This is a genomic window from Ferrimonas balearica (assembly GCF_019802085.1).
GTDB lineage: Bacteria > Pseudomonadota > Gammaproteobacteria > Enterobacterales > Shewanellaceae > Ferrimonas > Ferrimonas balearica_B.
Map to the genome: position 1 here is coordinate 76,712 of NZ_JAHVHV010000004.1, position 14,543 is coordinate 91,254.

A 14,543-nucleotide genomic window follows, 5' to 3' on the forward strand; every position below is an offset into this window, starting at 1 on the left:
TCAAAGGGGGAAGGCGGGCGACTCCTCGCCGCGGAAAAACTCCCCAAAATCTGAATCAAGCAGGCTCTTCACCGCCGGATGCTGGATCATCCGCTCGGCAAACATCACGTAGTACTCCTCCTGCACCTCCGGGGTCTCGCCGATGAGGTGGAAGCCCATGCTGAGCATCTCCTCACGGTACAGCGAGGGGATCACAAAGACCCCATCGGTATAGTGACCGAAGGCTTTCATCATCGCCGAGTCGTCAAACTCGCCGGTGATCCGCGGCTCCAGGCCGATCTCATCGAACCAGCGCAGCAGTTGCTGACCCAACGCGGTCTTGCGATGGGGGATCAGCAGCTTGGCCTGCTCCAGGTTGGCCGGGAAGCTGCCCTCCAGGGGCTTCTTGCTGACGAAGGTGATGCCGCACTGGCCCAACTTCTTGCTCAGGATCTCGGGCAGTTTCAGCGATTCGGCGTCGCTGCCGGAGAGCACCACGTCCAGCTTGTGCTGGGAGAGGCGGTCCACCAGGTTTTCGTCGGTGGACTCGTAGCAGTTGAGATGGATGTTGTCGCCATCGGGCATCACCGACAACAGCAGTCGGCTGGCCACGGATTTGGACAGGGCGTCGGAGATCCCCACCTCGAACAGGATGGAGCTGTCCTTGGTGTAGTTGAGCAGGTCCAGCATCTCGTAGGAGAGGCTGTACATCTTGTCCGCGTAGCGGTAGACCAGCTCCCCCAGCTCCGAGGCCACCAGCTGACGGCCCTGGCGCTTGAACAGCTTGCCGCCGAGGCGGCGCTCCAGTTGCCGGATCTGGCCGGTGACGGTCTGCGGGGTGAGGAACAGGGCGTCGGCGGCCTTGGCCACCGATCCCTTCTTTCGCACCATCCAGAAGTAGTACAGATGGTTGTAGTTGAGGTGAGCCATGATTACTGGCCCGGTGCGCAGTAGAACAGCGCCGCCAGCGCCTGCTGCAGCTCCTCCTGAGTGGTCAGGAGGCCCTGCTCGGACAGCTCATCCAGGGCGAGCACCATCTGGTCCCGCTCCGGCAGACGCTGCTTGCAGTAGGCGTCGTTGGCCTGCTTGAAGCGGCGGCCAGAGCGGTACTTGAGGGCCCGCTCGGCGTAGCTGTCCGCGGCGAGCTTGGGCGAGTTCATGATGGCGCCGACCGCCAGGGCACCGTCCACGGTGCCCTCCAGGTAATCCAGGCAGGCCTGGCTCTTGGGGTCACCCTGGCACTGGGCCAGGTTGACGTCATTGGCCAGGGCCACCGGACTGATGGCCAGGGCCAGCAGCACTCCAATCGCTTGTTTCATAATCCCTCACTCTCTTACTTCAATCAGGCTTGACTGTCGGCGGTCTGGCCAACGGGCTGCTCGTCCTTCAGGGTCGCCTTCAGGATGAAGTAACCCAGGACGGCGGCCACACCGGAACCGATCAGGATGCCCAGGCGAGACAGGTCGCCATAGTTCATCACGCCGGCCTCAAAGGCCAGGGACGCCACGAACATCGCCATGGTGAAACCGATACCGCACAGCAGGGAGACACCCAGCAGGTGCACCCAGCGCAGCCCTTCGGGCAGCTTGGCCACCTTGAGGGCCACGGCCAGCCAGCTGAACAGCATGATCCCCAGCGGTTTACCCAGCAGCAGGCCCAGGGCAATGCCCATCGGCAGCGGCGCGGTCAGGTCGGCCAGGGTCAGGCCGGTCAGGCTCACACCGGCATTGGCGAAGGCGAAGATCGGCAGGATCATGAAGGTGCTCCAGGGGTGCAGCGTGTGCTCCAGATGCTCACTGGGGCAGTGACCGTGCTCGTCCTTCTTCAAGGGGATGGTGAAGGCCAGGACCACACCCGCCAGGGTGGCGTGCACACCGGACTTGAGTACCGCGACCCAGAGCACCAGACCGATCAGCATGTAGGGCATCAGGTCCCGCACGCCGCGACGGTTCAAAAGGGTCAGGCCGATGATCGCCATGCCCGCCACCGCCAGGCTGGCGGCTGACAGGGAATCGCTGTAGAACAGGGCGATGATCAGGATGGCCAACAGGTCATCGATGATCGCCAGCGCCAACAGGAACACCTTAAGGGTGGCCGGGACACGGCTGCCCAGCAGCGCCAGCACACCCAGTGCGAAGGCGATGTCGGTGGCCGCGGGGATGGCCCAGCCGTTGCGGGCGGTGCTGTCGGCGTAGTTGAAGGCCAGGAAGACCAGGGCCGGGGCCACCATGCCGCCGATGGCGGCGAAGGTCGGCAGGGCCGCTTTGCTCGGACTGGACAGGGCACCCTGCACCAGCTCACGCTTAACTTCCAAACCAATCAACATAAAGAACAGCGCCATCAGGCCGTCGTTGATCCAAAGCAACATCGGCTTGTCGATGTCCAGTGCACCCACTCGCACCTGAACCGGGGTGTTCAGGAACGCGTCGTACATGGCATCCAGCGGTGAATTGGCCAAAACCATGGCAAACGCCACGACGATCATCAGGATGATGCCGCCGGACGACTCCTGGCTCAGGAAGTTCTTAATTGCGTGCTTCATTACACTCCTCCGAATTTAACAGACCGAGTGTAGTCGGGCCCGATAGAATGAGATATTCGTTTCTATCGCCATTTTAGATCGGAATAGCCGAATTGGGATCCCGATCACTCGAAAAAACCTTAAATGGCGACAGGCGCAGGAATATGCGGTAGGGCCACATAATCTTGCAATTCGAAATCCTCGAACCGGTAATCAAACAGCGACTCGGGGCAACGACGGATCACCAGCTTAGGCAATGAACCCGGGGTGCGCTGCAATTGGGTCTTCACCTGCTCGAAGTGGTTCTTGTAGATGTGCACATCGCCACCGCTCCAGATGAACTCCCCCACCTCCAGACCGGTCTGCTGGGCCACCATGTGAGTCAGCAGCGCGTAGCTGGGGATGTTGAACGCCAGCCCGAGGAAGCAGTCCACGGAGCGCTGGGTCAGCATGCAGGAGAGCTTGCCGTTGGCCACGTAGAACTGGATAAAGGCGTGGCAGGGGGCCAGCGCCATCTTGCCCGCCTCGGCGTTGTCCGCCGGGCCCACCCCTTCATCCGGCAGGTCCGCCGGGTTCCAGGCGGAGACGATGATGCGGCGGCTGTTGGGGCGCACCTTGAGATCCTCGATCACCTTGGCCATCTGATCGATCTCCTGGCCATCCGGGGTTTGCCAGTGGCGCCACTGCACACCGTAGACCGGCCCCAGCTCGCCGCTTTCGGTGGCCCACTCGTTCCAGATCCGCACGCCGTTCTCCTGCAGGTAGCGCACGTTGGTGTCGCCACTGAGGAACCAGAGCATCTCGTGCACGATGGATTTCCAGTGCAGCTTCTTGGTGGTGAGCATGGGGAAGCCTTCGGCCAGGTCGAAGCGCATCTGGTGGCCAAACACCGAGCGGGTGCCGGTGCCGGTGCGGTCGTCCCGGTCCACCCCCTGGGTCATCACATGGTCCAGCAGTTCCAGGTAGGCCTTCATACTCGTTTCTCCTCGGGACGGTTACGTAACATCAGGTAGGCGCCAAACACCAGCATGGGCAGAGTCAGCAGTTGGCCCATGGTGAAGCCCAGATAGAGGCTCATATGGGCATCGGGCTCCCGGACAAACTCCACCAGGAAGCGGGAGACGCCGTAACCGACCAGGAACAGGCCGGCCAGCGCCCCCGGCTTGTCGGTGCGTTTCATGTACCACTGCATCACCAAAAAGAGCACCAGCCCCTCAAGGAACGCTTCGTAGAGCTGGGAGGGGTGACGGGGCAAGGGCCCGGCACCGGGGAAGACGATGCCCCAGGGCGCATCGGTGGTGCGGCCCCACAGCTCGGCATTAATGAAGTTGCCGACCCGGCCCAGGCCCAGGCCGATGGGCACCGTGGGGGCAATAAGATCCGCCACCTGCCAGAAGGTGCGTTTCTGGCGCCGGGCCATAAAGGCCATTGCCGCGATCACCCCCAGCAGGCCGCCGTGGAAGGACATGCCGCCGTCGCTCATGCGGAACAGGTAGAGGGGGTCTTCAATAAACCACTGCCAGCCGTAGAACAGCACGTAGCCCAGGCGGCCCCCGAGGATCACCCCCAGGAAACAGTAAAACAGCAGGTCCGACACCTCGTCCCGGGTCCAGCCGGAGCCGGGCTTGTCCGCATGACGGTTGAGCAGCCACATGGCGCCCAAAAGGCCAAGCAGGTACATCACCCCGTACCAGCGCAGCGCCAGCGGGCCCAGTTCGAAGATCACAGGATCGATCTGGGGAAAGGTAAATAGCTGATCCGACATGGTGTCAAAACCTTAAATTTGAATGGGTAAGCGATGTGACGCAGATGGGCCCCTAGGATAAGGGGATCCCGCGGTAACGGCAACGGCTCAGGCGTTGGCGGGCACCAGCTCCCCCAGCCCCTGGCCTTCGAGGAACTCGACAAGAGACCGACGCACCTCCTCGCCGTCCGCTGCCGCCAGCACCGACTCGCGCAGGGCCGGCAGTTCGGCCAGATCCAGATGCTGAACCAGGAAGTGGATCGCCCCGAGGGAGCCGCTGTTCATGCTGAGCTGACGATACCCCAGGGTCAGCAGTAACAGCGCCCCCAGCGTTTCGCCGGCCAGCTCACCACAGAGGCTCAGATCCTGGTCGGCGGAGTGGCTGGCGATCTGGGCCAGCGCCGCGACCACTGCCGGATGGAAGCTGTCGAAGCTGGCCCCCACCTGAGCGTTGTTGCGATCCACCGCCAGCAGGTACTGGGTCAGGTCGTTGCTGCCCACCGAGACGAAATCCAGCAGCGGCCACCAGCGGGCCAGCTGCAGCAGCGCCGCCGGCACCTCCACCATGATCCCCAGCGCCGGGGCCGTGACCGGCCGTCCCAGCTCCTCCCCCAGCTCCTGCACCGCCTGCTCCAGCAGACGACGGCAACTTTGGATCTCATCGAGCCGGGAGACCATGGGCACCATGATGCGAAGATTGCCCAGCCCCTCATTGGCGCGGATCAGGGCCCGCACCTGGGTCAGGAAGAGATCCGGGTGATCCAGCGACAGGCGCACACCGCGCCAACCGAGGAAGGGGTTGTCCTCCCGGATGGGTAAGTAAGGCAGCGGTTTGTCGCCCCCCACATCCAGCGTTCGGATGGTGACCGGCTTGCCGCTGGCCCGCTCCAGCACGCGCCGGTAGGCCCGCTCCTGCTGCTGCTCGGTGGGAAACTGGTTGTAGGCCATAAAGAGGGCCTCGGTGCGGTAGAGCCCCACCCCGGTCACCCCCGCCTTGCCCAGCACCGACTCGTCGGCGTCCAGACCGGCGTTGAGCAACAGCGACACCGCTTCGCCATTGCGGCTGTGGCACACTTCGGCCAACTGGCGACGGAAGCGTGCGGAGCGACGCTCCAGGCCGCGCTCCAGGGCCTCGAAGGCGCGCACCACTTCGCTGGCCGGCTCCAGCCAGAGGCGCCCCTCCAGACCGTCGATCAGCAGGGTCTTGTCCGCCATCTGGGCCGGCTTGATCCCCTCCACCGCCACCAGCGCCGGCACCCCCATGGCGCGGGCCAGGATGGCGGCGTGGGAGTTGATCCCCCCCTTGATGCTGACGATCCCCGCCAGTTTCTGTCGCGGGATCTCCGCCAGCATGGTGGCGGTGATCTCCTTGGCCACCAGGATCACCGGGTGGTCCAGGCGGTAGGGGGCCAGGCTGGGGCGGGCCAGCTGGTCCAGCAGGCGCTGGCCCAGATCCCGGATGTCCGCCGCCCGCTCCCGCAGGTAATCGTCGCTCATCGACTCGAACTGACCGACGTACTCCAGCACCACCTTGGAGACGGCGGTCTCCGCCATCCAGCCCTGCTCGACGCAGTTGCGCAGGGCCAGGCGCAGATCGGCGTCCGCCAGCAGCTCCAGGAAGCAGTCAAACAGCAGTGCCAGCTCCGACTCCACCTCTTCGCTGATCCGTCCCCCCAGCTCCGCCAGCTCCTCCGAGGTGGCCAGCAACGCCTGCTCCAGGCGCTGCCACTCCCGCTCGGGAGACTCGGCGCGGCGTTCGGGCTGGACCAGGTCCATCTTGGGCCGGGCCAACAGGGCCGGGGCGATGGCGATACCTTCGGCGGCCACCAGGGCCGGGTAGTGGATAAGCTTGGGATCCTGGGGACGGCTAAGAGCCCGCTCCCGCAGTTGGGGGGCCAGCTGGGATGCCAGGGTAATAAGGAAGGACTCCTCCTCCTCGCTGAACTGACGGGCCAGGCGCTGCTGGACCACCAGCACCCCGAGGGCCTGGCGACGGTGGATCACCGGCACCGCCAGGAAGGCGCGGTAGGCTTCCTCCTGGACCTCGGGCAGCAGTTTGAAGGCTTTGTGTTTGGGAGCGTCGGCGAGATTGAGGGGTTCTTCCCGCTGGGCCACCAGGCCCACCACCCCTTCCCCCCAGTCTAGGCGGGAGTGGCCCACCGCGTCCTGGGAGAGCCCTTCGGTGGCGAAGAGCAGCAGGGAGTGCTCCTCCACCAGATAGAGGGAGCAGCAGTCGGTTTGCATGGCGGCACGGGTCAGCCGGACCAACTCTGCCATCGACTGCTCGACAGTATTGGCCTGCGACACCCGTTGCACTATGTGTCGCAGTGTACTGATCATCTCTTACGTCGCCGGCGTCGGTGCCGTGGCTGGCTGGGGCGCTCCTTGGAACCCTCCCCGGCCTGCATCGGCAGCACCACCGGCGCAAACTCCTTCATGACTTTGCGGTAGACGTCCCGCTTGAAGGACACCACCTGACGCACGGGATACCAATAGCTCACCCAGCGCCAGTCATCAAACTCCGGCCGCCCACAGGCGGAGAGGTTGATCTGCGACTCCTTGGAGACCAGTTGCAGCAGGAACCATTTCTGTTTCTGTCCAATGCACAGGGGCTTGCTGTCCTGTCGCACCAGCCGCTTCGGCAAGCGGTAGCGTAACCAGGAGCGGCTGCGCGCCAAGATGCGCACATCCTCTTTCTTCAGGCCCACCTCTTCGTAGAGTTCGCGAAACAGAGTCTGTTCCGGCGTCTCTCCCTCGTTGACGCCTCCCTGGGGAAACTGCCACGAGTGCTGACCGAAGCGCCTGGCCCACAACACCTGACCTTGACGGTTACAGATGATGATCCCGACATTGGCACGAAAGCCATCGTTGTCGATCACGCTGTCATCCGATTGAATTCATAACTTATTGCGATTGTTCCACAAAGGGTTGTCGGCGGCAATCGACAGCGTGTGGGCCTGTGCGCCAAGTTATAAACAGAAGATATCCACGATCTCTGTGGATAACGGTGTTCGTAACTGGCCCCATTGTGGAGATATCCGCCAGACGCTGGCGTAAAAGGGGGCAGCGGCCCGAAACAGAAATCGGGACATTATCATCTATTTTCATATGCTTATACCAAATTCACGACACCCTCAAAAGCGATCGCCACTTGGATCGCACAAAGATCCACCAATCTCTGAATCCCCGGAAAAACCCGGCGGACGCAGGGTTTTTTGTCCACAATTAAGCGCGATTTTGGGGATTGCGGTGGCGGGAGATCTCTGTTAGCCCCGTTGGGATCCGAGTTATCCCAGCGAATTGTGGATAACCGTGTGCGTAAGGCGCCGCAAGCAACCGGATAACTGGTCCAGGGGGGGGGGCGCAAAAAGCCCGAACACAACTTAATCATTAAAATTCAATCACTTATATTATTTTTACCACTGTAGATAAGTCGCAATTTTCTGTTTGGCGCATTTTTAGCCAGGCGGCGCTGGAGCCCCTCCCATCGGCTCGTTAGAATGGCGGGATGCCTGTCACTCCCCCCCACTCCATCACCGAACTGCTTGATCGTGCCCACGCCATGGCCGGCCTGAGCCTGGGTGAGATCGCCGCCGAACTCGACGTGGTCGTGCCCGAGGATCTGCGCCGCCACAAGGGCTGGGGCGGTCAGCTGCTGGAGCTGTGGCTCGGCGCCAGTGCCGGGTCCCGCCCCGAGCCGGACTTCCCCGCCTTGGGGGTGGAACTCAAAAGCATCCCCATCGACGAGCAGGGCAAGCCCCTGGAGTCCACCTACATCTGTGTCTGCCCCCTGACCGACGTCAGTGGCCTGCGGTGGTCGGACTCCGTGGTGTGCCACAAACTCAACCGGGTGCTCTGGGTGCCGGTTGAGGGCAGCCGCGCGATCCCACTGGCCGAGCGCCGGGTCGGCATGCCCCTGCTGTGGCAGCCGGATGAGCAGGAAGCGGCGGTGCTGCGACGGGACTGGGAGGAGCTGATGGAGCAGGTGGCACTGGGCCAGGTGGAGCGCATCACCGCCCACCAGGGGGAGTTTTTGCAGCTGCGCCCCAAGGCGGCCAACCGCCGGGTGTTGACCGAGGCGATCGGTCCGGATGGGCTGCGTATCCAGACCCTGCCCCGGGGGTTTTACCTGCGCAGCCGCTTTACCGCCGCCCTGCTGTCTCGCCATTACCTGTGATCCTCTCCACTGAACCCACTGGATTTTTGTCCAAGATCACTGGTTCCCAATAGGGATATTGATTACAATCTGCGCCGCCTAAGGGCGGCATCAAGCCTCAACTCTTTGTTCGAACACGCAGTACAGAAATCTTGCAAGCAGGCCACGAGCTACAGAAACTCCTATTCGCGGTGATCGCCTGGACCCTGGCCATGGGGGCCTTCGTGATCTTCCGCTACGCCCTCAGCCCGGTGGCACCGGACTGGGCGGTGACCGCTGCGGACATGACCACCCTGTCCATCTACCTGGGGACCATCCTCGGCTGCCTGCACTGGCTGTCCAACCTGATCACCGCCGTCAGCCCCATTCGCCGCATGAGCTACCTGATGGTGGTGCTGTTCAAGGGGATGTTCCTGATGATCGGCGCCCTGGTGCTGATCAAGATCACCCTGTGGCTGAACACCTGGGCGCCGGATCCCAACCTGGATCTGCGCTACGAGCAGCTGACCCAGAGCATCCTCAACTCCGCCTCCACCCAGACCCTGGTGGTCTACCTGGTGCTGGTGCGCCTCTGGCTGGCATTCCTGGAACAGATGATCCTGCTGGTGGGGCGGCGCAACCTCATCAATATGGGGCTGGGCAAATACCACCGCCCCCGCCAGGAGGAGCGCCTGTTCCTCTTCCTCGACATGGTCGGCTCCACCCCCCACGCCGAGGCACTGGGGGACTACCGCTTCAGTCGGCTGGTGCAGGACTGCTTCGATCTCCTCTCCGGCAGTGTCCAGCGCCACGGCGGGGAGATCTACCGATACATCGGGGATGCGGTGATCGTCAGCTGGAAGCTCAAGCCGGGCCAGGATCAGGCTCAGGCCCTGGGGCTCTATTTCGATTTCGTGCAGAACCTGCAGTGGAACCGCCACTACTTCCAGGAGCAGTACGGCTTTCTGCCCAAGTTCAAGGGGGCGCTGCACGGCGGCAAGGTGATGGCCGCCGTGGTGGGGGTGGACAAGCAGGAGATCAGCTACTTCTCCGACGTGCTCAATACCCTGGCCCGATTGCAGGACCAGTGCGGCCCACTCAAACGCAACCTGCTGATCTCCGGCAAGGTAAAAACGATGGTGGGCACGCCCCAGGGATTCCAGATCGAACCTCTGGGGCCGATTCGCCTCAAGGGCAAGCAGCAGGAGGTGGAGGTGTTCTCCGTTACCCTGCCTTCGCCGGCAACAGACCCTGGATCATCTGACCCAGCGTCCTGAAGGTGCGCAGACGGCTTGAGGTCTGGCGCCACACCAGCCCGATCTCCCGGTAGGGGGCCTCGCCCGGCGGCTGGTAGATCTCCAACTCGGTGCCCCCCAGGATCCCGGAGTCGATGGCCATCTGCGGCAGGAAAGTGGTGCCCAGTTTGGAGTCCACCATCTGCACCAGGGTGTGCAGGCTGGTGGCAGCAAAGGGGTTCACCTTGGTGCTGTTCTTCATCTCGCAGGCGCTGATGGCGTGGCCCGTGATGCAGTGCTCCCGCTGCAGCAGGAAGATGCTCTGATCCGGCAGGGATTCGTACTCCACCTCTCCCACTGCCATCTGCTCCGGATGGCCCACCATCTTAAAGGGATCGATCCCCACCCCCATGCTGTGGAACCCGCTGGTGTCCACCGGCAGCGCCAGCAGCAGCAGATCCAGCTCGCCGTTGCCCAGCGCCGCCATCAGGTTCTCCGTGGTGTCCTCCCGCAGCAGCAGGGACAGTTCGGGGAACTGCTTGCCGGACTCACGCACCACGCGGTTGAGCAGGAAGGGGGCGATGGTGGGGATGCAGCCCAGGCGAATGGTGCCCGCCATGGGCTCACCGGCGCTGCGGGCCAGGTCCGTCATCTCCTGAACCTCCGCCAACAGGTTGCGGGCCCGCTTGACCACGTCCTCACCCAGGGCGGTGAACATAAAGGATTTGTGGTCCCGCTCGATCAGCTGGCCCCCCAGTTGCTCCTCCAGGTTCTGGATCCCGGAGGAGAGGGTGGACTGGCTGACGTGACAGGCCTTGGCGGCGCGGTTGAAGTTCTGCTCCCGGTGCAGCTGCACCAGGTAATACAGGTTTTTCAGGCTGGGGAGCTTGTTCATGACGAAATTCACTAATATCGATTGATAAACCAGACTCTATTCGATTTTTGAACTTTCGTCAGCTTTCCCCGGCGGATCCCGATCACAAATCCGTGCCCGCTAGCGACTGCTTTGGGGGTCGAACGCCGCCTCCACCAAGTCATCGATGGTCATCTGGAAAGCCGGCACGAAGTGGGTCATAAACCAGGCCACCTCGGGCATCTGGTCGATGTATGGCTGCAAGGCGGCCAACACCTTGCGTTCGGTGCCCTCGAACTCCTTGTTGCCGGCCCGCAGCTCCGCCAGCGCCTTGGTGTAAGCGGACAGCAGGTCCGCGGCTTTGACGAAGCGCGCGGTCTCCTTATCCTCGCCGTGGTTGATCAAGGGGTCGTAACCGGGCTGTAGCGGCTCCGGCAGGGTGCCCAGCAGCATCCTCGAGGCGATGGACTCCATCTCCCGGCAAAGCTCCAGCATTCTTGGCTCGCAGTACTTGATGCCGCTGTTGACGTCCTCGGTGAGCACCTCGGCGGCATCGTGAAACAGCGCCGTCACCGCCAGGCGGTTCTCATCCAGCGGCGGAGCGTCGGTGAACACCCGGTTGCGAACAAGCCCCAGGCAGTGGGCGAACATCGCCACCTGGAAGCTGTGTTCCGCCACGTTCTCCGCCCGGGTGGGGTTGGACTTGCCCCAGCGGTGCACGTTCTGCATCCGGGACATCAAAGCAAAAAAGACAGGCTGCATGGCGCCTCCAAGAAATGGACCCATTACCCAATCCTAGATCCTTTGGACTGTCATAGAAAACCTCTGGATCTTCAGTCACTTTATGCTATTGATTAAGGACTGTTCGACAACCCGTTGCTCACCCATTGAGAAGGCGCATCTCCTGGCGTGACGGCATCCGGCCTGTCGCCTTCGTTTTGGCGCTTTCGGCCCTGCTGCTGCTCACCCTGAAATTCAGTCCACCCTACCAGTTTGGGGCCGATGTGGCCGGTCCGGGCGCCCCCCTGGCCACGCTGAACCAGACCCGTTGGCAGCCACTGCCGACACTGGAGAGCCAGTGGCGGCGGCTGGTGGTGCCCGCCGACGCCGGGACGCAGGCCGAAGCACGCCTGTGGTTGCCCTGGCATGAGGCCGGCACCTTGTGGGTGATCCAGGGCGGCCAGGTGCTCCACACCCTGAGCCTCGATGCCCAGCATGGGTCACTGGCGTCGCTGCGCCTTCCTGTCCAGCCCCAACCCGGTGCCCCCGTTACCCTCCTTTATCAGGGCAGCCCTCAGGGACGCATCGCCCTGGAAAGCCCAGGATTCTGGCCCGCTCCCCATACTCTGATGGCCGCCGGTGGCGCGCTGATGCTCTGCAACCTGATGTTGCTGGGCGGCGCCCGTCGACGCTTTGTTCTGGGTCGGGCCCTGCTGGGGGGCATGCTGGTGTTCAGCCCACTGCTGGGCAGCGGTCCGCTCTTTTTGATGCTGGCCCTGACCACCCTGCTCTACCTGCCGGCGGGCCAGCGCCGCTGGTTCCTGCCACTGACCGGGGTGGCCCTGGCGCTGCTATGGCTGCCCCTCCCGCTGCTGGCCCTGGTCCCGGCGCTGCTACTGCCCCTGCAGCTGGCCCTGCTGATGCGTCGCAGCCCCACTTTGGGGACCTGGCCTGTGCAGCTGCAGCTGGGGCTGTTAATGCTGCTTACCCTGGAGCGCTTGCCGGCCCCCGCCCTGGCCCCAGAGTGGGTCCTGCTGATCGCCCTGCTGTGGCAGCTGTCGCTTCAGCTGGAACAGGGGATGCTGCTGCACCGCTTCAAGCGACGGGGCCAACGCCGGCAATCCCGCCGCCAGCAACCGCTGCCCAGCAACGTCTCACGGCTGCAAGCCCGGGTGCGGGATCTGGAGTGGGAAAATCGCCTTCTGAAAGAGAAGAGCCTGACCGATCCCCTCACCGGGCTGCGCAACCGACAGTTTTTCAATGAGCGCTACCGGATGGAGGTGGCCCGAAGCGCCCGGGAGGGGCGACCGGTGAGCCTGCTGGTGCTGGACTTGGATCACTTCAAGGGGATCAACGACACCTATGGCCACCCGGTGGGGGATCATGTGCTGCAGCAGGTGGCCAAACGCGCCTACTACAGCCTGAAGCGGCCGGCGGACGCCCTGTGCCGCTACGGGGGGGAGGAGTTCGTGATCCTGCTGCCGGAGACCAGTGAAAACGGCGCCGAGCACATTGCCGATACCCTGGTGCGCCAGTTCCGCGACACCCCCATCCAGTGCGGCGAACTGACCCTGTCGGTCACCGTCAGCATCGGGGTCGCCACCCTGGTGCAGCAGCGTCAGATGATGGAGATGGAGTTGCTGCGTCGAGCTGACGCCGCCTTGTATCAGGCCAAGGACATGGGACGCAACCAGTTCCAGAGCGCCCATCGAGTGCCTACGGTCCGCCAGCTCAGCTTCAAGGAGATGGACGCCGCATCCGCCGAGCCCGAGGCCCAGCTGCAGGATTAACCCAGGCGCGGACGGGGGTCGCCATCCGACAGGATGTCGAAGCTTAGGACCACCTTGGTCCCCCCATACAGCTCGCTGCGCCCGATCTCGGTGCGCACCTGATAGCGCTCACTGACCGCCCGCACCAGGGCCAGACCAAACCCGGACTTAAGCCAGTTGCTGGCATCATCGAGCCGCTGGGCCGAGTCGATGGCCTCGACGGGCAGCCCCGGGCCGGCGTCGGAGAGGGTCACCAGTGCTCGTCCCCCTTTGCTTCGGCGCACGCTCACCAGCACTTCGCTGTTGGGCGGTGAGTAACGCAGGGCGTTGTCGATGAGGCTGTCCAGCATCGCCCGCAGCGGCGCCTCCGGCACCCCCACCCACAGCTCCCGGTCGACCCCACGCAGCACCAGGCGCTGACCCAGGCTGCGAGCCAGGCCGTAGTGTCGGGCCACGCTCAGTGAGGCCTGGCGATAGAGCTCCTGGGGCCGACCATCCGGCTCATGCTCATCGGAGAGCAGCAACCACAACCGGGCCTGGAGCAACTGACGGTCCAGCTTACCCAGATGGTAACGGGCCCGCCGCTCGCCCAGGGCGCCCTCGTCCATCGCCTGGTGCACCCCCTGCAGGTGCTCCTCGCACAGGCTCACCATCTGGCCGCCAATGGTGTTGCGGCGTTTTTGCAGCCGCAGGTTGTCCTGGCGTTCCGCCTCCAAGGCGGTCAACACCGGCACCAGCTCCTTGGGCGCGTGCGCGGCATCGAGCTGCGGGCTGGGCTCACCCGACTCCAGCGCCCGGTTCATCCGTCGCAGCGGTCGCAGGGACAACCCCACCACCAGGGCCGCCAGCAGCAAGGTAATGGGGGTGATCACCAGCATCTGCCGTCCCCAGGCCCGCCACATCCCCTGGGCCAGGATGTGGGTTTGCAAGGACTTGGGGAAAGCGGTCTGGACCCAGGCATTGTGGCGCACCGAGTAGACCGCGAAGGTGCGCCAGGTTTCCCCGGCAAAGCTCTGCTCGCCAAAGGCGTTCTGATCCAGTTTGAGGCTGTTATTGGGATCGCAGTGGACGTTCATCAGAGGGGCATAGCACTGGCCATCGAACCACACCTGCACCCACATGGTCTGGCTGCCGGCCCGGGTGGCGTTGGCCAGCTGCCAGCCCGGCTTGAGATCCATGCCCAGGCTGGTGAAGGCGGACGCGGCCCAGTCCACCACATCCGGCCCTTGAGACGTCGGGTACTCCTCCAACAGGTGCAGCAACACCCGGGCCCGCTGGGCCAGGGAGGCGTCCATCAGCTCCTGCTGGTAGTGGCGGGCCACCAGGTAGGAGCCCAGCAGGCCCAGCCCGTTGGTGACGATCACCAGCAGGATGATCCAGCTGAGAATGTTGGTTCGAATGGAGCGCATCAGTCACCTTGTTGCCTGAACAGCCATGCCGGACGGCGGACCGGTCAGAATGCCACCAAGGCGTCCGGGATTCCGAGAGGCAGCTCACTTTTTGCCCGGCCAGTTGTGATGAGCCTCTCGGTTTGACCGCCCTGGCCGGCCCAACCGGAAGCGCCCCCGGTTGCCAACGGGGTGTGTT

Annotated in this window: 13 protein-coding genes; 3 read left to right on the forward strand and 10 right to left on the reverse strand. The window is 63.7% G+C overall.

The features are described 5' to 3' along the window. The 7 genes from nhaR to rppH form a co-directional block, all read right to left on the reverse strand. A complete protein-coding gene (gene nhaR / locus KUV81_RS15395; RefSeq protein WP_222544788.1) occupies positions 1-909 on the reverse strand; it encodes a transcriptional activator NhaR in 909 nt (302 codons plus the stop codon). Positions 910-911: 2 nt separating this feature from the next. Further along, positions 912-1,298 carry a hypothetical protein gene (locus KUV81_RS15400; RefSeq protein WP_222544789.1) on the reverse strand — a complete coding sequence of 129 codons (387 nt, stop codon included), beginning with the start codon at positions 1,296-1,298 and terminating at the stop codon, positions 912-914. Between the two features lie 23 nt (positions 1,299-1,321). Continuing rightward, positions 1,322-2,521, reverse strand: a complete 1,200-nt coding sequence (gene nhaA / locus KUV81_RS15405; protein WP_222544790.1) for a Na+/H+ antiporter NhaA — start codon at positions 2,519-2,521, stop codon at positions 1,322-1,324. 119 nt (positions 2,522-2,640) lie between these two features. Continuing rightward, positions 2,641-3,474, reverse strand: a complete 834-nt coding sequence (locus KUV81_RS15410) for a thymidylate synthase (RefSeq protein WP_222544791.1) — start codon at positions 3,472-3,474, stop codon at positions 2,641-2,643. Further along, positions 3,471-4,265 carry a prolipoprotein diacylglyceryl transferase gene (lgt, locus tag KUV81_RS15415; RefSeq protein ID WP_222544792.1) on the reverse strand — a complete coding sequence of 265 codons (795 nt, stop codon included), beginning with the start codon at positions 4,263-4,265 and terminating at the stop codon, positions 3,471-3,473. The genes KUV81_RS15410 and lgt overlap by 4 nt, the downstream gene beginning before the upstream one ends. 87 nt (positions 4,266-4,352) lie before the next feature. Continuing rightward, positions 4,353-6,584 (reverse strand): phosphoenolpyruvate--protein phosphotransferase, encoded by a 2,232-nt coding sequence (gene ptsP, locus KUV81_RS15420; protein ID WP_222544793.1) that lies wholly within the window; start codon positions 6,582-6,584, stop codon positions 4,353-4,355. After that, positions 6,581-7,123, reverse strand: coding sequence for an RNA pyrophosphohydrolase (gene rppH, locus KUV81_RS15425; RefSeq protein ID WP_222544794.1), 543 nt, complete (start codon positions 7,121-7,123; stop codon positions 6,581-6,583). The genes ptsP and rppH overlap by 4 nt, the downstream gene beginning before the upstream one ends. Positions 7,124-7,752: 629 nt before the next feature. Between rppH and mutH the strand changes: the two genes are divergently transcribed. Beyond that, positions 7,753-8,421, forward strand: coding sequence for a DNA mismatch repair endonuclease MutH (mutH, locus tag KUV81_RS15430; protein WP_222544795.1), 669 nt, complete (start codon positions 7,753-7,755; stop codon positions 8,419-8,421). Positions 8,422-8,552: 131 nt separating this feature from the next. Next, positions 8,553-9,656 (forward strand): adenylate/guanylate cyclase domain-containing protein, encoded by a 1,104-nt coding sequence (locus KUV81_RS15435; protein ID WP_261389441.1) that lies wholly within the window; start codon positions 8,553-8,555, stop codon positions 9,654-9,656. On the opposite strand, the gene KUV81_RS15440 is transcribed toward KUV81_RS15435, so the two are convergent. Together KUV81_RS15440 and yfbR are read right to left on the reverse strand one after the other, a co-directional pair. Further along, on the reverse strand, positions 9,604-10,509 hold the full coding sequence (locus KUV81_RS15440; RefSeq protein WP_222544796.1) for a hydrogen peroxide-inducible genes activator: 906 nt from the start codon (positions 10,507-10,509) through the stop codon (positions 9,604-9,606). The genes KUV81_RS15435 and KUV81_RS15440 overlap by 53 nt on opposite strands. Before the next feature lie 99 nt (positions 10,510-10,608). Further along, the gene (gene yfbR, locus KUV81_RS15445) at positions 10,609-11,229 is read right to left on the reverse strand and encodes a 5'-deoxynucleotidase (protein ID WP_222544797.1); all 621 of its coding nucleotides are present in this window, start codon (positions 11,227-11,229) and stop codon (positions 10,609-10,611) included. A 176-nt stretch (positions 11,230-11,405) separates the two neighbouring features. Here yfbR and KUV81_RS15450 point away from each other — a divergent pair, with 176 nt between their 5' ends. After that, a complete protein-coding gene (locus tag KUV81_RS15450; protein ID WP_222544798.1) occupies positions 11,406-12,977 on the forward strand; it encodes a GGDEF domain-containing protein in 1,572 nt (523 codons plus the stop codon). Here KUV81_RS15450 and KUV81_RS15455 read toward each other — a convergent pair. Further along, the gene (locus KUV81_RS15455; protein ID WP_222544799.1) at positions 12,974-14,365 is read right to left on the reverse strand and encodes an ATP-binding protein; all 1,392 of its coding nucleotides are present in this window, start codon (positions 14,363-14,365) and stop codon (positions 12,974-12,976) included. The two genes, KUV81_RS15450 and KUV81_RS15455, sit on opposite strands and share 4 nt — an antisense overlap. Positions 14,366-14,543: the final 178 nt, after the last annotated feature.